Source organism: Streptomyces sp. NBC_01317 (assembly GCF_035961655.1).
Classification (GTDB): domain Bacteria; phylum Actinomycetota; class Actinomycetes; order Streptomycetales; family Streptomycetaceae; genus Streptomyces.
Genome location: NZ_CP108393.1, coordinates 7323293 through 7346357 on the forward strand (window position 1 = coordinate 7323293; position 23065 = coordinate 7346357).

At 71.9% G+C, this 23065-nt stretch carries 4 protein-coding genes; all 4 read left to right on the forward strand.

The features are described 5' to 3' along the window. Window positions 1–25: 25 nt before the first annotated feature. The 4 genes from OG349_RS31860 to OG349_RS31875 all read left to right on the forward strand — a co-directional run bounded on the left by OG349_RS31860 (window position 26) and on the right by OG349_RS31875 (window position 23064). Window positions 26–3472, forward strand: a complete 3447-nt coding sequence (locus tag OG349_RS31860; protein ID WP_327237876.1) for an AAWKG family protein — start codon at window positions 26–28, stop codon at window positions 3470–3472. A gap of 55 nt (window positions 3473–3527) precedes the next feature. After that, window positions 3528–4019, forward strand: a complete 492-nt coding sequence (locus tag OG349_RS31865; protein ID WP_327237877.1) for a YbaB/EbfC family nucleoid-associated protein — start codon at window positions 3528–3530, stop codon at window positions 4017–4019. A gap of 2 nt (window positions 4020–4021) precedes the next feature. Continuing rightward, window positions 4022–4369 carry a hypothetical protein gene (locus OG349_RS31870; protein WP_327237878.1) on the forward strand — a complete coding sequence of 116 codons (348 nt, stop codon included), beginning with the start codon at window positions 4022–4024 and terminating at the stop codon, window positions 4367–4369. A 146-nt stretch (window positions 4370–4515) separates the two neighbouring features. Continuing rightward, complete coding sequence (locus OG349_RS31875) at window positions 4516–23064, forward strand: lonely Cys domain-containing protein (RefSeq protein ID WP_327237879.1); 18549 nt, start codon at window positions 4516–4518, stop codon at window positions 23062–23064. The last annotated feature ends 1 nt before the right edge of the window (window position 23065 follow it).

Below are 23065 nucleotides of genomic sequence, written 5' to 3' on the forward strand. Positions count from 1 at the left end.
CCCCACAACCTCCCGGAGCACGGTGATGGCAGAGTCCGAGGCCAGCCCCACGGACAACAACGACGACGACTGGGCCACGGCCGTCAAGAAGCTCACCGGGTACGAGGCGGGCCCGCGCGCGTCGTTGTTCGAGAAGATGAAGGGCAACGACGAGATCCCGCTGATGCATGTCCGGCTGGATCACGCGGGCAGTTACTACGAATCCGGCTTCGCCGGCTCGGGTGGCTGGCACACCAAGAACACCGACTACACCATTCCGTTCTACCGGTCCTACCACGACGCGGACAAAACGTCGCCGGGAACGAAGCTCGACCGGTACCGGGCGTACATCACCATCCTGGCGACCGTCGGCGACGCACCGCCGAGCGGAATGGACGTGATCGGGAGTTTCGAGTACACGAGCAAGGTGCTGAAGGACGAGGGCGGCTGGAACAAGGACGGCAAGGCCGTTTCCTGGGACACCACCAAACTCGCCCAGTACATCCACGGCACCAGGGCCGCCCTCATGGAGATCGCGACGCCCCCGTATTCCTCCCACGGGTTCAGCCACAGCGGCGTCGACGTGACGGACTCCCTCTATGTCGACCTCGGATCCTTCTCGGACACGGCCAGGGCGTTCGACCGGGTGGTCACCTTCTTCAAGAACAGTGCCGCCGCCGTCGGGAAATGGGACAACGAGGACATCGGCGAGGGCAGTAAATCCTGGGACGGCACCTCGGCTGCCATTTTCAAGGCGCTCATCCACAAGCTGGCGAGAAATTACGAGGGATACGCCGACCAGATCGCGGGTGAAGAGGGTGCGGAGTCGACCACCTACGTCACCATCGAGGGTGATCCGGTGTTCTCCGAGCCCGCGCGTGCCCTCGCGGACGCCCAGTGGACTCTGCACCAACAGGCGATGAATCTGGTCGCGGCCTGGGACGCGTGGCGGCCCGAGAGCAGTCCGCAGCAGCATCTGTACGACCTGTTGCAGGAAGCCCGGATGGACATCCTCGACAATCAGTTCGGCAAGATCGACTTCCAGCCGTCCACCAACCGCTACGACTACTCCAGCAATATCGTCGCGGGCGAGGGATTCTCGGGTGTGATCACGATCGACGGCCAGCCCTACGGCGCGCCGACCGAGATGACGACGTGGAAGAAGATCGGCGAGGAGGCCGTACGCCGCTGGGAACTGTCGGTGAAGAACTGGCTCGGTCCGGCGGGAGCCGAGGCGGTCCTCGCCATCGGCAACGCGTTCACCGCGGCGGAGAAGGCTTTCGACCCCACCATCACGGACAAGGACAAGAAGTCCCTCTCGGACATCGCCGCGAAGGAGGAGTCGAAGGCGGAGAAGGCCGCCGCCGAGAAGGAGAAGGAGGACGCCAAGAAGGAGGCGGAGAAGGAAAAGGAGGACGCGAAGAAGGAGGCCGAAAAGGAGAAGGCGGAAGCCAAGGCCGAGCGGGACGCGGAGAAGGCGGAGGCTGACAGGGAGAAGGAAGAGGCCAAGGCCGAGGCGGAGAAGGAGAAGGAGGAGGCCAAGAAGGAGCGGGACGCGGAGAAGGCGGAGGCTGACAGGGAGAAGGAAGAGGCCAAGGCCGAGGCGGAGAAGGAGAAGGAGGAGGCCAAGAAGGAGCGGGACGCCGAGAAGGCGGAGGCTGACAGGGAGAAGGAAGAGGCCAAGGCCGAGGCGGCCAAGGAGAAAGAGGAGGCCAAGGCCGAGCGCGACGCGGAGAAGGCCGAGGCCGACAAGGAGAAGGAAGCGGCCAAGGCGGAGCAGGATGCCGCGAAGGCGGAGGCCGACAAGGACAGGGAAGAGGTGAAGGCCCAGAACGCCGAGGACCGCGCCGAGGCCAAGAAGGCTCAGGAAGAGGCGAAGGCGGAGGCGGCGGCGCAGCAGGCGTTGGCCCTTTCCATGGCGGCGCGGCAGCGGGCCGACGCGGAGAAGGAGAAGGAGGAGGCCAAGAAGGAGGCAGCCGCGGAGAAGGCCGCCGCGAAGGAGGAGCAGGCAGCGGCTAAGGCCGAGGCCGAGGCGGAGAAGGAACAGGCGAAGGAGGAAGCCCGGCAGGAGAAGGAAGCGGCGAAGGCCGAGCAGGAGGCGGCGAAGGCCGAGGCGGACAAGGAGAAGGAGGCGGCCAAGGCGGAACAGGCCGCGGAGAAGGCCGAGGCGGACAAGGAGCGGGAAGAGGTAAAGGCCCAGAACGAGGCGGACCGCGCCGAGGCCAAGCAGGCCCAGGAAGAAGCGAAGGCCGAGCAGGTCGCGGAGAAGGCCGCAGCCAAGGAGGAGCAGGCAGCGGCGAAGGCCGAGGCCGAGAAGGCCCAGGAAGAGGCCAAGAAGGAGGCGGAGGCCGAGAAGGCCGCCGCGAAGGAGGAGCAGGCCGCCGCCCGGGGCGAGGCGGAGAACGCCCAGGAGCAGGCCCGGAGCGAGGCCGTACGGGAGAAGCAGCAGGCCCGGCTGGAGGCCGAGCAGGCCAAGACCGAAGCACAAGCTGACTATGAGCGGGACAAGGCCGACGCGCGCGCCGAGCGCGAGGCCGTTGAGCAGCAGGCCGACCGCCAGGAGGCGGCGGCGAAGCAGGAGTACGAGCACGAGAAGGCCGAGGCGCAGGAGCAGCGCGACGAGGCCAAGCAGGAGGCCGACGAGGACCGCGCGGAAGCACGGCGCGAGTACGACCGCGAGATAGCCGGCGGTGGCGACGAGCAGCAGGCCCGCGAGGAGTACGAACGCCGGCTCGCCGAGATCGACGCCACCGAGCGGGATGCCGTCCAGGACGCCGACGCCGCCGAGGCGGACGCCAAGAAGGAGTACGAGCAGCAGAAGGAGGCGGCCCAGGACGTCCGGGAGGAGGCCCGCGAGGACGCGCAGCAGGCGCGGCGGGACGCCAGGGCCGAGTACGACCGGCGCATGGGCGACATCCAGGCCGAGCAGGACCGCATCGGGGCCGGCGACAGGAACATCGACGAGCAGATCCGCCAGCGCATCGCGGATCTCCCGCAGCCCCCCGACTTCTCGTCGGTCGGCGCGGACTCGGCGTACTCGTCCGTGTTCAACGACAACCTCTACAACCAGGACGATCTGACGTCCGCGCTGGGGCGCCCCGAGGGGAGCGGCGCCATGGCCGCCGCCGACGGCTCCAACGGGGCGGCCGGTTCGCCGGGGATGTCCCCGCCGATGATGCGGGGCGCCGGCGGCGGCGGCGAGTCCGGGTCCTCCGGCGAGCGCACCCGTAACGTCATCGAGCCCGGCCTCGGCCGCTCCGCCAGAGCGGGCGGCGGTGTGTCGACCGTCGAGGACCAGGAACACCGCGTCGTCCCGCGCGGCACGCAGACCAGCAGCCAGACGCCGTTCATGCCGCCGATGGCCGGCGGGCCCGGCGGCGGGGGAGGGCAGCAGACCGAGAGCGGCGACCGCGAGCGCACCACGTGGGTGGTGGAGGACGAGGACGTCTGGGGCACCGACGAGGGCGGCGCTCCCCAGGCCCTGGGACGATGACCGCGCGCCGCACGCAGGAGAGTTACCCAGTGAGGAGACCGGGTTGAGTCAGTCGATGGATGACCGGGTGGCCCAGGCGATCGCCCACCTGAAGGCGACGGAAGAGGCGGCGGCGAAGGCGCGGGGCGAGCTGGACGCGGCGTCGGCGACCGCGCGTTCCGCCGACAGGTCGGTGCGGGTGGCCGTCGGGTCGAAGGGGGAACTGACCAGTGTGGAGTTCCTCGACGGCAAGTACCGCACCATGGCCGCCTCACAGCTCTCCGCCTCGGTGCTGGAGGCCGCGAACACGGCACGCGCCGAGATGGCGCGCCGGGTCGTCGACCTGCTGGACCCCCTCACCCGGATGACCGCGCGGGGCATCGCACCGGAACGGGCCGGCGTCGACTGGGGCTCGCTCTTCGGGTCGCTGCTCGAAGAGACCTCCGTCGACCAGGGGCCGACGGCGATGAGCCGGCTGCGTGACGAGATCCATGAGGACGAACCGGAGCCGGCCGGCCCGCCGCCCGGCGGTCGTGGCGCGGGGACCGAGCGACCGGGAGGCGCGTAGCGATGTCGGGTACGTATTCGGGCGACTACGAGGGAATCCGGGGCCTTTCGCGGCACATCGCGGACGCCTCCAGGACGGGCGAGGAGATCGGGCCGAGGTTCGACGCCGACAGCAGCGCGTACGAGAACTGCTGGGGCGAGGAGGGTGGCGACGACGAATTCGCCAACCAGGTCGGTCCGCAGGCCCGGAAGGAGCGGGAGATGGTCCTCGAAACGCTCCTCAGCATCACGAGCGGCTACCGGGCCCTGGTGGACGCGGTCGACGCGGAGGCGGAGAACGTACGCAGGCCGCAGACGCTCGCGATGGACGACATCCAGACGTACGGCGCGGAGAGCGAGACCAGGCGGTAGCGGCGGACGGGGCGTAGCCCGACCCCGAACCCCTTTCCTGGCACGGGACGTGGGACGTTCTCCCTTTCCTTCTTCTGTTTGTCATCTGGTGGTCACCCCGCCCCGCCCCGCGCTTGTCATCTGGCCGGGGTGGACTGGCCGCAGCGATGGACATCAACTTCCCTCCCGCTCTGCGGGAGTTCCTTGAGGTCTGGGTCGGTGCGAGTGTCGCGAGCGGTAACGCGCGGGACGGATTCAACAGCAGCGGCCCCTATTACCGGTTGTCGGACGACATCGGGACGATGTCCGATGCGATGAAGTCGGCGATCCTGACGTCCGGGGATTCGCTTCCGCCGGCCGTGGCCAAGGAATTCGTCGCCGCGCTGAGGTTATTCGTGGACGACGGCGGGCGGAACCATCTGGCGGACTTCGCCGAGGAGGTCCGGACGATCGGTGACCGGCAGGTGGACCGGTCGATCAAGCTCAATGAAGCGAAGTACCAGATTCTTCTCGAGTTCATCCTGATGAATCTGGAACTCGCCCTCATCGCGGCGCTTGCCTTTTTCACCGGGGGTACGTCGCTGGCCGAGATCGCCGCGGTGAGATCACGTACCGCGTTGTCGATGCTGCTGATCCTCCAGCGGTTGGGGCACGCGGTGCCGACTCCGCTGTCGGCGTTGCTCGAAGCGATCCAGGAAGCGTTCGTCACGTTCGCGTCCCAGGTGATCTCGATGGTCGCGCCGGGCGATCCGAGGCGCCGGCGCCCGGATTTCGACTGGGGCGACATCGGGCAGTCGGCGGTCGCGGGGGCGCTGGCGGGGGCCTTCGCCGGAATCTTCTCGGGCGCGGCGGCGCCGTTCTTCCGCGACCTCTTCAAGAAGAACTCGCCGTGGAAGGACCTGTTCGAGCTTCCGGCCTCCTTCGTCAACGAAGGGCAGGCCGAGACCTTCGCGGAAGCCTTCACCAAGCTCATCTTCCAGGGCACGTTCTCCATCAACCCCGGCACGTTCGTGAGCGCCGGGACCAGTGGACTTCTCACCGAGGCGGCTTCCACCACAGTCGAGTACGGCGGGAAGTGGCTGAACCACAAATTCTTCCAGAATCTCGACTTCGGGCAGGGCCTCAATCACCTTCCGCCGGGCGGCCGGGAGGGGAGCGGGGGCGGCGATCACACGCCGCCTCCCCGGAGGACCGTGGACACCGGTCCTGCCGGGGGTGTCGATCTGTACGACCCCCCGGCCGACTACGGCATCAACTCCGTGCCGCGTCCCTCCACGGCTTCCGCCGACGACGCCTACGTACCGCCGTACGACCCCGGCCGTGGCTTCGACCCCGACCCCGACCCCGACTCCGACCCCGACGACTTCGCGTCGTCCGTCGGCGACTTCAGTGAGACGTCGTCAGTTTTCAGTGACGGCAGCGATTTTGATGACGTCTTGTCCGTCTCGGACTACGGCCTGGACGAGTACGAGCAGCAGGGGCCGCCGATCGGAGTCGGTACGGGCCAGGCGGCGAAGCCGCCGTACCCGTACGACATTCCCGCGCGTCCGTACGACGAGACCGCCGACCCGGAATCCGTCGTCGGCGAGAGCGCGCTGCCCTCACCGGTGGACCTGAACGCGGATTCTGTCTTCTCGACGCTCAGCCCGCAGCGGAGTGCCACGCCCGGGGACAACGGCATCGGAGCGCCGCCGAACATCCTTCCCCCGGTGGGTGCTTCCGCCCCCCTGCCCGCCTTCACCCCCGCCGGCGGGCAGGCCGCTTCCGGCGACCAGCACGCCGAGGGATTCTTCGCCGACGAGGACTTCGCCGCTCCGGACGAGGTGGTGTCCGACCCGGAGAGTGCTCGGTCCGACGTTCACCGGCCGCCCCTGGCGGGGGCGGACACCGCCGAGTCGTCCGCAGGCCGGCCGGGCACCCAGAACGGCACCGGGTCCCTCCCGGACGAGACCGTACGAGAACGCTCGGTGGACGAGGACGGCCTGGCGCCGTTCGACGAGGACGCGGTCACCGGCGGCACCACACCGGCGGCGGCCCTCGCGCCCAGCGCCTCCGCGCCCGCCGCCTCCGCCCCCGCCGGCGGGCAGCAGAGCGTCACCCCGCAGCCCCGGCCCCAGACCTCCTCCGTCGAGCCCGACACGACCGACCACCGGGCCGGCGTCCCCGAGGAAGTCCCGGCCGATGTCCCCGCCACCGACGGGACGCCCGACTCCGCCGGGTTGTCGCCGCTGCCCGGGCAGAACGACAACTCCGACCTCCGTACCCCTCCGTCCTCGGAGGAATCGGCGCGGCCTTCGACACCGCCGCGGACCGGCTCGGAGATCCCGCCGCCGTACCGGCCCGTTCCGACCGAGTCCCAGGACACCTACGGCCCGGCGGCCGATACGGACCGGGATGCCGACGCTCACGACAACACCGACGCCCATGACAACGGCAAGGGCAAGAGCCGGGCAGCGTTCCTGAGCGACCTGCCCGAGAGCCTGCCCGAGAGCCCGGACCCGGACGCCATCGCCGACGCACGGGACGAGCACGCCGACGCCCTGCGCACCTACGCCGACGCGAACCGTGCCGCCGAGAGCATCAGACAGCTCCCGCCGGACGCGGCGACCGGTTCCGACACCACCGTGCTCCGGACGGCCACGGAGCGGGAACAGCACGCGCGCGGTCAGTTGGAGGAAGCCGAGGCCCGGCTGATCCACCTGGGCGTCGACCCCTACGACCTGGGCCCCCGGCGCGGCTTCGGCAGCGCGGACCAGGTGCCCGTCGTCCGGCGCGACGAGGCCTCGCGCCACTGGATCGCCCAGCACGTGACGGCCGAGGACCTGCCGGAGGACCCGCCAGGTCTCGACAGCGCCGACACCGTCACCCCCGCCGAACTGAACGCCGCAGGTATCACTCCGGGTCAACTTCCCCTGAACGCCGGCCGGCTGACGCCTCTCGACCAGGTGCGCCTGCTGATGGTGCGGTCCGGCTCCTGGCCCACCGCGCTCGACACCGTCGCGGCCAACGCGTCGCGGCGGATCTGGCGGACGGCGTCCGCGGAGTTCGAGGGCACGGATCCGGCCGGCGACACGGAGATGAAGACGTCCACGGACACGGCCGCCGCCCGGGCCTGGGACACGGCCGTCGGCCTCGTGCTGCCCCTGGAGCTGCACCCCGTGCTCGCCGACTCCCGCTACGCCGGGGAGGAGTACCGCGACGCGGTCCGGCAGGTCGCCGCCCACCTGGCGACGGAGGGGGCGGACCACCGTACGGCCGTGCACGTCGCCGGACGCCTCCGGCACGGCCTCGGACTGCGCCCCCGAGGGCCGGGCGGCGCCCCGGTCACCCACACCCCCGGCCGGCCCGAGGGCGCATCACCGACGTCCGCCGACCGCACCCAGAGGGAGCCCGCCCCGGCCACTTCGTCACGGGCAGCCCCGGCCCCTACGTCCCGGGAAACCCCAGCCACTTCCTCCCGGGAAACCCCGGCCCACCCGCTGCTGGTGGGCGTGTTCGGCTCCGCCATCGGGTCGAGCCGTCTCTACCCGGCCCTCCGCGCCACCCTCGACCACCTCGACCGACTGCGGCAGGCCGATCCCGCCCTGCGGGACGGCCCGCTCGACCTGGACGCCCTGGCCCGCCGCGTGCTCCTCCTGGACCCCGCGACCCCGGTGACCGGCGCGCACCACGGTGAGCTGTTCCGGGTGGCGATGGACGAAGCCGTCGAGTCCGCGGACAGCCTGGCCGCCCTCGCCGCGTTCCACCTCCAGCTGAGGGGCGTCCTGTCCCCGACCCGCGCGGTGTCCGACCCCAGCGGTTTCCAGGGTCGTGACTGGACGGGCTCTCCGCGTAAGGATCTCGACCTGACGACCACCGGGAAGGTCTCCTACCGTCCCGACGGCCTGCTGGAGCGCGGTGACGTCCGTACGGCGCGCTGGCAGGGGCCCGGCAAGCCGCGGCCGTACGTGGTGACGGCGGAAGGCGCCCACGACCACGTCGTGGTGCGCGGCTTCGACGGCGCGTCGCGCCGGGTGCCGATCGACGTGTTCGCCGAACTGCTCGCCCTCGACCCCGTGCTGGCCGCGCTTCCCTCCGACGTTCCCGTACTCCTGCTGATTCCCGGCGCGGGCGACAGCGGCCTGGAACTGCCCCGCCGTACGGCGGACCGGGTCGGCCGGCGCCTCTGGTCGGCCAACGGCCTGGTGAAACTGACCCCGCAGCGGGACCCGGCGCTGCCGCGCACCATCTCCCTGCTGTCCGGACCCGGCCTGCGGCGCGCCGACTGGATCCCCAGCGACCCCGGTCAGGTGCCCGCCCCCGGCACGGACGAGAACGCCCCTGCCTGGGAACGAAGGATGGTGAGCCACACCATCGTGTCCGACAGCGGGCCGATCGGCAGAGGCGTGTTCGACGACGCCGAGGCCCCGGCCGTCCTGGAGCACCTCAGCCACGCGACGGAGGCGACGGAGCACTGGCACAGGAACCCGGCGACCGACGTCTGGACCCGGGACGACGAGCCCCTTCCGTTCGCCGGAAAGCCGGTGTACGTCTTCGCCGCCCACGGCAGGACGGGCGAGACCCATGTGCCCCTGGAAGGAAAGACGGTCAAGGTCGCCCGGGAACGGGAGACCGGGGGCATGCTCAAGCGGCGCCCGAGCCTCGCCCGACTGCCCCGGGAGTACGGCATCCTGATGGAGGAATGCTGGACCGTGCCGGGCAAGGGGCTCACGACCGTACGCGGTGCCGCTCCCGACGCCTTCGTCCCCGACCCGCTCGCGACGATCGGCAAGGCGCAGCACGCGGCCGACGAGACCGGGCGCACGGTGTACGGCGCCACCCGGGGCGTCGGTCTCCAGTTCCTGCCGGGGCGGGGTTACGTCCACGTCTCGTTGACCGACGCGCGAGGGCGGCGCGGCAGGTGGGTGGAGCACCGGCCTGAGCCCACCGGGGACGCCCTCGACGACCGGGCCCGGGCGGCCGGCCTGCACCACGGCCCCGGGCCCGCCACGGACGCGGTCCGGTACCGGACGCTGCGGCTGGTCCGTGCCCTGCGTCTGACGTTCGGGCCGGCCGTGGAGGACGAGAGCGGGTACGGGGATCTGCTCGGCGGCATCGGGGCGCTGGAGGCCCTGCGCGCCGCCGATCCGGTGCTCGGCGGCTTCGGGCCGTTCTCCCTCGACCTGTTCGAGCGGGCCGCCCGCGCGGCCCGGCCGCAACGGTCCGGCGCGGTGGACGGTGACCTGGGTCCCGGCGACTTCCGGCATCTGCTGGCCGAAGCCGCCGGGGCCGTCACCAGGCGCCCCGGCCTGGCCCTCGGTGACTTCGCCGGCCTGCCGCACGTCACCGGCGCGGCCCGGCGGCTGGGCGGCCTCGCGGACCCGGACGCCGAGGCCGTCAGGATCCTGGGCCTGTCCGGCGGCCCGGCGGCCGTCGGGGAACCCGAGCGGGCACGGCTGTTCTGGGCGACGGTGAAGGCCCTGGAATGGGAGAGCCGGACGCCCGACCCGGACGTACTCACCGCCAAGGTCCTCCATCTCGACCGGCCGGACCCCGCCCGGCGTGATGAGCTGTTCCTGCTGGTCGCCCGGGCGGCGGCCGCGGGACGTGATCCGTACAACGCGACGGAGCTGGCCGCCTTCCACCTCGAAGTGCTCGGAGCCCTCGGCCCGGAGACCCAGCTGGTCGATCCCAAGGGCGTGCCGACCGGCCGGAACTGGGCCAAGCCGGCGCCGGAGGCCGAGGTGGCGCCGAACGCCGGCGGGGTGCCGAGCGCCAAGGTGGTGACGGACCGCGCCGTTGTCGCGGCCCCCACCCAGGGTGGCGGCTACCGTCCCGTCAGCACGGAGACCTCGCCCTGGACCGCCCCCGGCCGGCCGGCGCCGTACCTGGTGTGGGCGGGCGGCGCGGCGGGCGCTCTGACCCTCACCCTGCCCGGCGGGTTCAGCCGCCCGGTGCCGTACGACGAGGTCGCCGAGCTGTTGTCGCGTGACCCGGTCCTGTCCGTCCGCCGCCTGGACGTGGATGTGGTGCTGACCGCCTCGAAGGTCGCCCCGGTGGCCCCCGTGGCCCCGGCGGGACCGGGACCTTTGGCCACCGTCGCCCCGCACCCCGACCCGCGCGCCGTGGTCAGCGCGGCGACCGGCCGGGGGGTGTGGGCGTCCCAGGGCGGCGCGAACCTGGTGGAGGCCCAGCCGAATCTGTACGTGCCCTCCCTGCTCCCCCTCGTGCCGGGAAGTCCGGCGGCCGGCGACTGGGCGGCCGTCCGGCCGCGCGACCTGCTCCCGGAGGGTGCCCCCGCGCCCCTCGGCGATACGGGGGTCGTCTTCGCGGGTCCTGACCCGGCGTCGGACCCGGGCTCGGATCCGGACCCGGGCTCGGACCCGGGCTCCGACTCCGCTTCGGACCTGATCCGGACCGAGGAGCCGGCCCCCGACCCCGACGGCCCCACACGCCCGCCCGTGGTCGACCGCGCCCTCGCCCCGCCCTCGGGGACCCCCGCCACCCCCGTCACCTTCGCCGACGGCAGGCGGATGCCCGCCTACGTCGACCACCTCAGGTCCCTGCTGCCCGGCGGCCTCACCAAGAACGAGGTGGACGAACTCCTCGCCAACCCCGGCACGTTCGGCCAGAGCACCGTCGTCCTGCGCGGCATCGACGAGATCGTGCGGGCGATCGCGGACGAGCTGAAGAGCCGGCCGGACGCACGACTGCCCGAGGGTGACACCCAACTCCTGTCCGACATCAGGCAGACGCTCCGCGAGAAGCCGAAGACGCTGGGTACGGAGGGCGGGCGGCCCTTCCCGTACGTCAACGCGAAGGGAAAGATCCGGGTCTTCCACCTCAAGGCGCGCCACTACGCCCACTGGATGCCGTTTGAGGACGGCTTCGGGAACGCCTCGAAGATCGACAGCATGCACCGGGGCGCCGCGACCTTCGGCCTGACCAAGAACATGCAGGCCAACTACAACTACGGCCTCGGTGCTCCGCTCGGCCCCGCGAGCACCGCCGCGTTCAGCGGCTTCGGCCGCCTCGCCTTCCGGTTCGGGTTCGTCAACAAGGTCGGATACACGCTGACGAACGCGCGGATGAACCAGATGGAGACCCGTACGCTCGACGACTCCCGGTCGTACCTGGACGACGCCTACTTCGAGGCACGCGTCACCGGCGCCGTGCTCGACCCCGGCGCCGGCCGGGCCACGCGCGAACGCTTCGGCTTCGCCGTCCGCAACGGGCTGCTGGTGCGCCTGCCCGACAGCGTGCTCAGGAGCTCCGAGCCGGGCCGGATCCCGGCGTCGATCACCCTGGACCGCAACTCCCAGTACCGCCTGGTCCGGATCGAGGGGTACGGCCCCGTGGCGGCGATCCGCGACTGGGCGGCCGGGCGCGTCGGGGCGCTGCCGGGCAGTACCGCCTACGCCGAGCTGGACACGTTCTTCTCCGGGGACAGTTTCCAGCGGCACGGCGGCATGATGGCGCGCGGCCGGGTCACCACCCCGCCCCTCTTCGCCGACGACGACAGGAAGTCGCCCCTCGGTGTCTTCGTGGTGGAGGAGGTGATCCCCCGCGCCGCCGTGCTCGTCGGCGAGACGGACAAGGCCGAGATGCGGGACATCAACACGTCGACGGTCCGCAGCGAGCGGAGCCGCGCGCAGGGCAGGAACCTGCTGCTCCAGGCCGCCGCCGGACCCGCGTTCAACTTCCGGGACATGGTCCCGGTGCCGTTCGACCTGCGGCTCCTGTTCGGGCCCAGCGCCCAGTACGGGCACTCGCGTACCTACACGGCCGGACTCGGCGGCGCCGGGACCCTCAAGTCGGCCGGACAGGTCAAGGGCCCCAGGACCGCCCTCTACCTGGTCGTGAAGTCGGTCCGCGTACGGCGGGCGGGTGACACAGGGCCGCCGGCCCGGTTCCTCACCTGGAGCCTGGACCGGATGACCAGCGCCGAGGCCCGCCGGCTGGCCGGCTGGGACGACGGGACGGGGCTGGTCCTGCGCCACGGTTCCACGCCGTTCGTCCCGGCGTACCTGTCCGAGAACAAACCGCGGACCCTGGGCATGCACCGGGTGAAGGAGTTCACCTTCGACGACGGCCTGCGGACCCGGGTCGACGCGGACGACGTGGGCCGTACGCTGCTGGACGCGTTCGCCGACAGCGTCGTGAACGCCGTCGCCGCCCGGCGCCGGGGACTGGTGGCGCCGCTCGGCCACCTCCTGCCGCCCGGCCTGCCGAAGAGCTGGCGCGCCCGCTTCGACGACCTGCTGAGGCGCCACCCCGGCGAGGTGCTGGACGCGGCCAGGACCCTGCCCGTACCGCCCCAGTGGTCCAGCCGCGCGAAGTACCACACGGCGCTCCAGAACACCCTCCAGATCCTCGGTGTGATCTCCGCGCAGAACGTCACCGCCAACCTGGAGGCCCTGAGCACCGTCGGCCTGCGGATCAGGCTGTCCGACCCGGACACGATCGGGCAGACCTACTACGAGCTGTGGGTGCACGGGACGCTGACGGGGCGGCGGTACGAGGGGAAGGACATCAACGAGGGGATGCGTTTCAGCGCCCAGGGCATCGACCGGCTGGACGGACAGACGAGCGCCAAGCACGGTACGGAACTGGGCTTCGAGGGCACGTTCTCGGGCCGCGACCACAGCGTCGACAGCGCGGACCTGCCCAAGAACACGCTCGGGGTCACGCTGGGCATGCGCAAGGGGTGGCAGGGGGACGCCGAGACCTCCTTCGGCTCGACCGTCACCAACGAGCCGATGTCGGTGAGCAACGAACCCACCCACCTGTACCGCTACGACCTCGCGCTCACCGCCTCGATGGGCGGCTACTGGCGGCCCCGCGGCATGATCCGCGGTCTGGGCCTGGGGCTGCCGGGACTGCTCGTGCTGGAGGAACCGCGCAACGTCCTCTTCGGCCGGACGCCGGTGGGGGACCGATTCCAGCTGCACGGCGGCGGCGCGGTGACCGGGCAGGTGCTGATCAGCATCCCCGTCCAGCACACCCCCGCCGCCGACCCGCACGCGGACGGCGCGCTCAACCTCTACAAGGCCGCCGAGCCCGCCCCCGTACCCCTCACGACGAAACGGGCGCTCGCGCTGGCGAAGGGCGACCTCGCGCCGCCCGGGGACGGCGGCGGGCCGCACACGGCGCGGGGATCGGACTGGTTCCACGCCTTCCAGCAGCACCCGTTCGTGATCGTCAGTGTGGTGCTGTCACCCCTTCTGACCGCGGAGGTGGACCGGGTCCTGGAGGCGGCGTCGGGAGGCGCCTGGCAGCTGGTGAAGGAGGGCGCTCCCACCCGGGAGGCGATCGTCCGCACCTTCACACCCCAGTACATGGCGGCCGGCTTCGACCAGAGTTCCGGGCCGCTGGGGATGCCGGGGACCGGCCTGCTGGGCAAGGGCCCCTTCGGCGAACTGTGGGGGACGTTCCGTTACGCCACCTCGGTGGGCGACATGACCGCCCTCACCTCGTCGATGGCCATGGACACCGAGATGATCCTCGGCGGCACCCGGCAGGCGGCCGGCAAGATCAGCAAGAGCACGAGCCTGGTCTTCGGCGGCCAGGTGATCTTCTCCCACGGCCAGGCCCCCGGGCACGGTCTGCTGAGTGCGTACGGAGTGGTCGCCAACCCCCTGTCACGGTCGGCCGCGCAGAGCCTCAACGTCGTACGGACCGTCGTCGCGGACATGAACCGCAAGGGATTCACCCACCAGGTACTGGTCGCCGGGGACGTCCACCACCTGTTCGCGCTGACGGCGAGCCGGGTCGGGATGGGCTCGATCGGGAGGGCGGCGGCGCGCAGTCCGCTGGTGCCACGGTCCCTCGCGGGAGCGGCGGGGACGGCGCTGACGACCCCGGGCGGCCTGCTGGGGCACCTGCCGGAGAAGAGCGCGCACCGGCTGGGCCTGCTCGACGACGGCCTGGGCGACGTCCCCCGGTACACGGACCGGCTCTGGTCCGCGCAGCCCTGGTTGCGCGGCGCCGGATTCGGTACGTACGCGGTGAACACGCTCGACCCCACCGAGGTGCTGCGCGTGTTCGAGCAGCGGATCGCGCGACTGGGCCTGGACGACGCGAGCCGGGAGAGGATCCGGCAGCTGGTGACGGCCCGTGCCACCCGGGCCCTGAAGGGCGAGATGACGTCCACGGGCCCCTCCACCCTGGTCACCGTCGGAGGCTGGGGCTGGAGCAGGGTGCGGATCGGCGACCGGTGGGTCAGGGCGCGGGTCGAACTGATCCCCGGGACACCCGTGTTCGAGGGGCTCGACCACAGTGCGGAGCTGGAGGAGAACCGGCGGGCCATCGAGACCGTCCAGAAGAACTCGGAGATCTCCTCCGGGCCGGACGTCGGGATCCTGACCACCCAGATGCTGCACACCGGCGACACACATGTCCCGGCCGCCGGCGTCACGTACACCGAAAGCGGCTCCCACCGGAAGACGGTGGCGTCGGGTCACTCGACCACCACCGTCACCATCTACCGGGCGGCGTCCACCGAACCGCACGCGGAGATCGTCACCCCGTACCGGATGCGGATCACCCTGGAGGCGGACGACACCCCCAACACGGGAGCCCCGGCGGGCCGTTCCCCGAAGTCCGAGGAGGGGCGGGACAAGGCGGTCACGGCCTTCGACCGTTTCCGGGGCAGGGACCGGATCGTCGAGGAGGCCGACATCGGCGACCTGCGCGAGCACGTGCCGCTGAGCCTGATGGAGCCCTCGCCGTCCGGCAGCGGTCCGTCGCCCGCGGACACCCGCCTGCCCGCACCGGACCCGAGAGCCGTTCTCGCCCGGGGCAGGGCGCCCAGGCCGGTGCCCGTCCCGGTGGTGCCGACAACACTGACGGTCCGTTACGGGGACGGCGTCGAGCGGTCGTTCACCTTTCCCGAGAACGGCTTCCACCCGCGCGGGATCATCGGCCTGGAGAACATCCGCATCGCGAACGACCTCCTCCTCACCCGCGCCTACGACGCCGGCTTCTCCCTCAGCGACCTGGAGAGCGACGAAGGCCCGTCCGCCGCCACCCTGACCGAACTCCTCCGTACGACGAGGCGAACCGGCCTGACCCGGGTCGGCACCGGCTCCGCCCAGGCGCTGGAGGACGGCACCAGCACCATGGCGGTCACCTCGTTCTACCCCCGCACCCTGGAGCCCGAGGCCTACCAACTCGCCGGGCTGAGCGAGAAGTCGTTCCTCGGGACCGACACCGGACAGCTCTCCCTGCGCTCGACACCCGACTTCTCCCGCGCGCTGCTGCTGACGGTCGCCGACGGCAAGAAGCTAGAGGTGCTCAGACGGTATGGGGAGATCGCGGGCACCTCGTCCGCCGACGAGCACACCCAGTCGGGGAGTCTCGGCGGCGCGTTCCTGTACGACTCTCCGAACGGCGTGGGCCTCAACCAGGTGGGGTTGACCCTCCCCGGGCCCAACGACCTGGACGGCACCGGGATGCCGGTCGGCGACGACCACCTGACCTCGCGCAACCTCAAGCCGAAGACCGGACGCTCGTTCCTGTTCGCCGTCCCCGGCTCCTGGCTGAGCATCGGTGACGTACACCGCAACATCGTGGACTCGCGGGCCGCGAACCGGATCCGGGGCGGAACGTTCAGCCAGGCGCGGTCGGGTCCGCAGGCGATGACGTCCGAGGCGTACGTCATCGCCTGGATACGGGAGGACATCGCCCGCGAACTGATGCTGATCACCGACGCGAACTTCCCGGAGCGGGTCGGGAAGGCGTGGGACGCGGTCGGGAGCGCGAGCAAGGGGTGGGTCGACGGGGACAAGGCGTACTGGAAGAAGCGGCGTGGCGCCGCAGGTCTGCGCGAGACCCTCGACACCGCGCAGGACGCCCTGGACCGAGCCGGTGAAGCGGCCCGTGTCGCGGGCCTTCCGCTCGGGCCCGCCCGCACGGCCCTCGACGCGGCGGACACCGCGCTGCGACAGGCCCAGGACGCCGCCACCCGGGACCACGCCAGCGCGCGGAGCAGCATTGCCGCCGCCCAGGCCGAAGTGGACGCCCACGCCCGGTACGAGGCCGAGGCCGAGCCGGAACACGACGGCTGGGCGCGGCTCCTGCGGGACGAACACGACGCCGCCCGGACCCGGTTGGCCGAGGCCGTGACAGCTGCCGCCGCCCTGCGCGCGGCGGCCGATCTCCGGCTCGAAGCCGCGCGTACGGGACAGACGGAGGCAGCCGACCGGCTCGCCGCGCTCAAACGGCCCGCGGACGAGGCCGGCCTGGCGCTCACGGCCGCCACCGCCCGCCGGGACACGGAACGGGACGCCTTCGAGGCGGCGGCGGATGAGCTGCGCGGGCTCAGGGAGGCGGCGGAACGGGCGGCGGCGGAGTACCACCGGGTACGGGCGGCGGCCGACCAGCTCACCCGCTGGCACCGGCTGGCGGCCACCGAGGAGGGCGTACGGCAGCTCGACGGCCTGGAGGAACCGCCGCCGGTGACCTACCAGGCCCCGCCCAGGCCGACCCCGCCCGCGCGTCCGGACCCTCCTCGCTACACGAGGACCGGTACCGGCCCCGACACCGTGCTCACCTCGCCCGAGCAGGACACGTACACGCTTCACGACGTGCCGAAGGACGGCGAGTCGTTCTTCCGCGCGCTCGCCGAGGGCCTCGACCGGGCCGACCCGGAGCTGCTGACGTCCGTCGGCATCGACCTCGCCGACAGCAACGCGATGACCTTGCTGCGGCGGCGGTTGGCCGCCCGGCTGACCGATCCGGCGGACGCGGATCTGCTGGCCTTTGTCGCGCCCGACGACACCGACGTCTTCAGCAGCGGTGAGATCGACAACGCGGGGCTCGACCTCGGAGCGGACACACCGGCCCGCCGTGAGTTCGACGCGCTCGGCGGTCTCATGCCGTACGCCGCCGACCTGAGCCCGGAGGTCCGCGCGGGTCTGGCGGAGGCGCAACTCCTGCGGCGGGGCGACGCCGACGCCGAGACCGGCTGGAACCACTCCGCCGCGGACCTGCTCCCGACGCTGGCCGCGCGGACGTTCGGGGTACGGATCACGGTGGTCGGCGGGGACGGCAGCTTCCAGCACTTCACGCCCGGGGGCCGCACAGGGGGAGGCAATCTCCAGGGCTTGGTGCGGGACGCCGACCGTGATCTCCCCCATGTGGTGCTCAGCCTTGAGGACCGCCACTATCAACTGGCCCTGCCGCCGGTGGAGTCGACGCGGTCGGGCACGGTGACGCCACCGGTGCCGCCGCCGTCCACCGACCCGGCGCCGCTGACCGGTGATACGACGTTGCCGACCACCGAGCCCGACCCGTCGGTCGGCACCACCGTGACACCGCTTCCCGCCACGCCGCTTCCCGCCACGCCGCCTCCCGCCACACCCCTCCCTGTGCCGCCGCCTGCCGTGCCTCTGCCTCCCGTGCCGCCGGTCGTCGACACCCCCGAGGGTGTGGTCACCCCGCCCGCGACCATGCCCCCGGCCGAGAAGGCGGCCCCGCTCCCCACCACCGACCACAGCGCCATCGACCACAGCGCCACCGCCCGGGGCCGCGCCGTACGGGTTCCCCGCAACGGTGAGTGCCTGCTGTACTCCTTCATGGCCAGCGACCCCGAGCGCCTGCGCGAGCGCCTCGGCCTCGCCTCCGTCGACCGGGCCGCACACGACTGGCTCGGGAATCCGGGTACGGTCCACCGGGACCTGCGGAGCCACGCCACCACCTGGCGGCCCCGTGGGCCGTGGAACGCCGTCATCAAGGCCGTGCGTGGTCTTGTGGCGGATTATGTGGGCCGCAGCGACGGTGTCCTCCATCCGCAGATCGTGGGCCAGTTCCGCAGGACGGTCAGCGATGCCTTCGCCCACCGTGTCGAGCGGATGGACCGCGCCGAGGCGCTCGGTCACCTCGCCCACCACGGTGTCGGTCACGTCTCCCTGCCGGAGGCGTTCGATCCCGACGAACTGCTCAGGCTCTACGTCGACGCCCGCCTGGCGTCCGAACCCGCCCGCGAGGGCCTGTCCACGGACGACGCCCGAGCCGTGGAGGAGGCACAGGCCGGCGGCTTGGCGCCGGGCCGGATGTTCGCCTACATCGAGGAGCAGGGCCGGCTTCCGCGTCTGGACTCCCTGACGGACGGACAACTCCGCCGCCTGCTCAGCGCGGTGTATCCGCAGAGCCACGCGCCGCTGGACAGCGAGGAGTCGGCCAGGCTCCTGGACGCGGTGGAGAACTGGGAGAGCCGCTGGGGGACGGAGGCGGGAGAGATCTTCCTGCCGCTCCTGGCGCACGCGTTCGACGTACGGGTCGACGTGGTACGGCCGTTGGGATCGGGATACCGGCGGCTGAGCGGTGTCGCGGGGCCCGACAGCGCCGTACGGCACATAGAGGTCTACTACAACGGGTTCAACCACTACGAGGGCAGCGACGCGGCACCGGAGGCCGACGTACCGGCGGACGTACCCTCGCTGGACCCGGGGGAGCCGGTCACCACCGACGAACTCGCCCGCGCCGGAATCGAGTTGACCGGCCCGCGGCAGATCCACGCGGCCCTGCTCGGTGGCGCCGCACCGCTGTCGGTCGCGGACGCCGGCCTCACCCCCGCCGAGCAGGTGTTGCTCATCCGGCAGCGAGCGGCCGACCGGGACCACCGGGCGGACGTCACCCGGGCCGCCTCGTCGGGGCGGGGGACCGTACCCGCGTTGTCCCAGCCGTCCGCGCAGGGGGATGAGGCCGATACGGACGCGGCGGACGATGCCGTGGCGGATTCCGACGCCGACGACATCGGCACCTACACGGATTCGGATGACGAAGCGGTGATCGACACCGGCCACGACCTCGACGGCATGTCCGATTCGGAGCGTTATCCCACCCCCGCGAACTCCCCCTTGCCGCCTCCTTCGACGGTGATCCGCTTCGAGGAGCGGGGAAAGCTGCTGGGCGACGAGGACGAGGAGCAGCTCGCCGAGCTGGCCCGCCAGGTCGCCTGGGCCGGAACCCTGAGCGCGCAGGCGCGGATACCGACGCCCGAGAAGGCCGTCACCGTACGCATCACCGGATACGGCAACGGCCGAAGGGGGCTGAAGAGAGGGACGACCGCCCGCGTCACCGGACTCGTACGCGCGGAGAGGGTCGAGGCTGTCTTCGAGGAACACCTGCGAAGGGCCCTGAGGCGCTTGCGCCAGGCGCACTTGTTCGGCGGCTTCGGCATCGTCGTGGACAGCCGCGGCCGGGACAGCGGCCCCCACGGGCGGACCGGGCGGCAGAAGGTGACGGTCGAGGTGGGGTTGCCCCCCTACGCCGCCGCCGTCAGGCAACTGGCCACGCTGGTCGACTTCTTCGAGCCCGAGGTGCTGGCCGCCCGGATCCTGCACCGGGACGAGGACGCCGCCGTCGACGACACCACGCTCACCGAACTCTACGAGCTGACGGCGGACGCCATGAGGGCCGGGCACGCGACGAGTGTGGACGCGCTGGCCGCGTACCACCTCAGCAGGAACGGTGTGTTCGGGGCGGCGACCCGCATCGCCGGCCCCGACGGCCGTACGGGAGGCCGCAACCTGACGACCGACCCGATCACGAACGTGGTGACGGACACCTACGTCGAGACCCGGCTCGGGAAGGCCGTCGGAGCGCCGAAGCCGTCGCCGTGGCACCGGCCCGGCGAACAGGGACAGCCGAAACCGTACGCCGTCGTGGCCGACGGAGGCCATGATCATGTGAGGGTGCCGTGGAACGGTGGCCACATCAGGATCTCGTGGCAGGAGTTCGCCGAACTGCTCGCCATGGATCCCGAGTTGGCCGCTCTCGGCGCCGAGGTGCCCGTGCTGCTGCTCGTGCCGGACGCCGGTGGCCAGGGCCTCGACCTGCCCGGCCGGAGCGCGTTCAAGGCCGGCAGAAAGGTCTGGACCCACACCGGCCGGGCCACTCACCTGGTCGCCGACGACCCCGCCGACCACGAGGTCAGGATCGAAGTCCCCGACCTCCGCCCGCGAAGAGCGCTCGGCGACTGGGCCCTCAGCCTGCCGGAGGACCGGGACCCGGCCGGCTTCGAAGAGTCCGGAGGCCTCGAAGGGCAGGGCGCGCGGGAGGAGCCGCACGACGAGCTGTACGTGGAGGACGTGGGGCTCGTCGCGGACCGCCGCGTCAAGACCGTCACCCTCCTCCACAACCACCGGCCGATCGGACGTGTCTCCATGAGGGACCATGACCTGGCCACCAGGGACGAACTGCACCGGCGGCTGCCGGAGATGCTCACCAGCGGCCACCTCGATCCGGTCAGCGGCAACTGGTTCGGCGACGCGGACCCGGTCCTGTGGGCCGGCCGGCCGGTCTACTACTTCCACGTGCACGGCAAGCCGCTGCGGGCGGAGCTGGAGCATGTCGACGGAAGAGTCCTGTCCGTCCGTGGTGGCCAGGTGGGCGGCTTCATCAAACGGCGTCCGAGTTTCCGGAAGCTCCGCGGTGAGGCACTCAGGGCCGGCCGCAAGCCCGCGATCGTCCTTCCGTCGTGCTGGGCCGACACACTCGCGGACGACGGGTTCGACCTGGACGAAGGCACCGCCTCCCCGTTCGTCTTCGATCCGCTCCACATGGAGTCCATGGCGCAAGCGGCCGCCAACGGAAGCGGGCAGCCGGTCTTCGCCCCCAACCGGCTGCACTACCTGGGCACGACCATGGACGGTACGTACCAGCACGGGACCGCGGCCACCGTTCAGGGGGTGAAGGGCTCTTGGCGGGAACTGTGGCCTGACCCGGAGGACGCGGAGCTGGACCGGTTGGCGCGGTGGGCCGGACTCCCCGCGGACGGGCGCGTCTCCCCGGGGAAGGCACGGCGGGGGACCCTGTCGTTGGTCCGGGCCCTGCGCTGGACGCTCGGCGTGTGGGTCGAGAAGGACAAGGACGATCCCTCGGGCGAGTACCAGCGACTCCTGCGCGGGATCGGGGCGTTGGAGCGGATGCGACGGGCGGATCCGGAACTGGCCGCGCTCGGCGGCCCGTTCGGCCTGAACCTGCTGGACCAGGTCACCCGCGCGCACCTGGAGCGGGCGGGGCGGCCCACACCCCCGCGGGTCGCCGTCGAGCCGGCCGACATCAAGGCGATGCTGTACGCGGCGGAGGCCGCCGGGGCCACCCGGGCCGACGGAACGCCGCTGCCGCTGCGCGCGTTTGTGCCGCTGCCCTCGGTGGACCGGGCGGTGGCCCTGCTCAAGGACGAGGATCTCGACGACCTCGCCACGCGGGCGCGGGGTGAGGTCTTCTGGGGACTTGGAGCCACGGACCGGGTGAAGCTCTTCTGGGGGACGCTCAAGGCGCGCGAGGCGCTCGGGGAGCGGACCCCCGAGGAACTGCGGGCCCTGGAGGAGAAGGTCCTGCATCTCGGCCCCGTGAACCCCGGGGACAGCCCGAGGCCGGCCGTGGACCTGACGCGGGGGTCGGCGCTGCTCCGGCTGGCGGCCGGCGCCGCGGTCATCGGGCTCGATCCGCGCGATCCGGCGGAGCTCGCCGCGTACCACCTCATGCAGCGGGGCGCGCTGAGCTGCAGGACGCTCATCGTGTCGGCCAAGCGGGGGGCCGTGCCGGGGCGCAACTGGAGGAGTCGGCCGATCCGTGGGGAGATCGTCACGGACACCTACCTGGTGTCGCCCGACGGCACGGTCGCCAACGGGGTGTCCAGCCCCTCCCCATGGCAGCCCGCGCCGGGTTCGGGACAGCCCGCCGCCCCTTACTTCCTGGTGGCCGACGGTTCCGGCGGGAAACTCGACCTGCACCTGCCGTCCGGCACCGTTCCCGGGGTGCCGGACGACGAGGTCGCCGCTCTGGTCAAGTACGACCAGCGGCTGGGCGCGATACCCCTCGCCACCCCCGTCGTCCTGATCGGCTCCGACGCAGGTGAGCCGCCGGTCGAGGTGGCGGTGGGCATCGCCTCCCGGTCGAGTACGGCGAGGAAGGCACTGGTGGCCCGCGAGGGGACGCAGCTGGTCTTCGATCCCGCTCTGCGCAAGGCGGTCATCGTCCTGACGGGGACACCGGTACCGCAACGGCCCGACTGGTTCACTTTCCGGCCCGGGCCGCTACGGGTTCCTTCGCCCCCGTCTCCCTCTCCTGTTCCCGCTCCGGTGCCCGTCCCCCCACCGGCCCCGGCGCTTCTGACCGTGCCCTCCGCCGACGGGGAGGATGCGGACAGCACAGAGAGCACAGAGAGCCCGGAACGGGCGCAGAGCGCGGAGTTCGACCGGACCGCCCTCGATCTCGACCCCGGCGCGTTCGCGCGCCTGCTGGTCGCCGCGCTGGACCGGGACGTTCCCGAACTGCTCGGCGCGGGCTCCGGATCGGCCACCCCCGAGGCGCTGGCAGCGTGGCTGGACAGCCGGCTGGCGGGGGAGGTCCCGGACGCGGAGGACCGCATCCCCGGTACGGAGGCGCTGCTTCCACCGTACGAGATGGTCACCATCGAGCAACTGACAGCTCTGCACATACCGTTGACGCTCGACAAGTACGCGGAGGCGTCCCTTCAAGGGGACCAACTCTCCGTTCGCGCAGCCGGTCTGACACGCACTCAGCAATTCCGGTTGCTCCTCGCCCGGCTGGGCACCGACGCGGCGAGCGCCGCCTTCGCCGAGGCGCTCGCCGCCCTCACGGCGTACGAACTGGGCATCCGGCTCGCGCTGTTGGACGCGGCCGGGGGCCGCCTGTTTCTCGGGCCGCCCGACGGGCCGGTCGTATCGCTGGACATCACTCGACACCCGGGACAGCCGGACTGAT

Coding starts and splice junctions, on each gene's coding strand:
- OG349_RS31860 (WP_327237876.1), top strand. CDS start 26: ATGGCAGAGTCCGAGGCCAGCCCCACGGACAACAACGACGACGACTGG.
- OG349_RS31865 (WP_327237877.1), top strand. CDS start 3,528: ATGGATGACCGGGTGGCCCAGGCGATCGCCCACCTGAAGGCGACGGAA.
- OG349_RS31870 (WP_327237878.1), top strand. CDS start 4,022: ATGTCGGGTACGTATTCGGGCGACTACGAGGGAATCCGGGGCCTTTCG.
- OG349_RS31875 (WP_327237879.1), top strand. CDS start 4,516: ATGGACATCAACTTCCCTCCCGCTCTGCGGGAGTTCCTTGAGGTCTGG.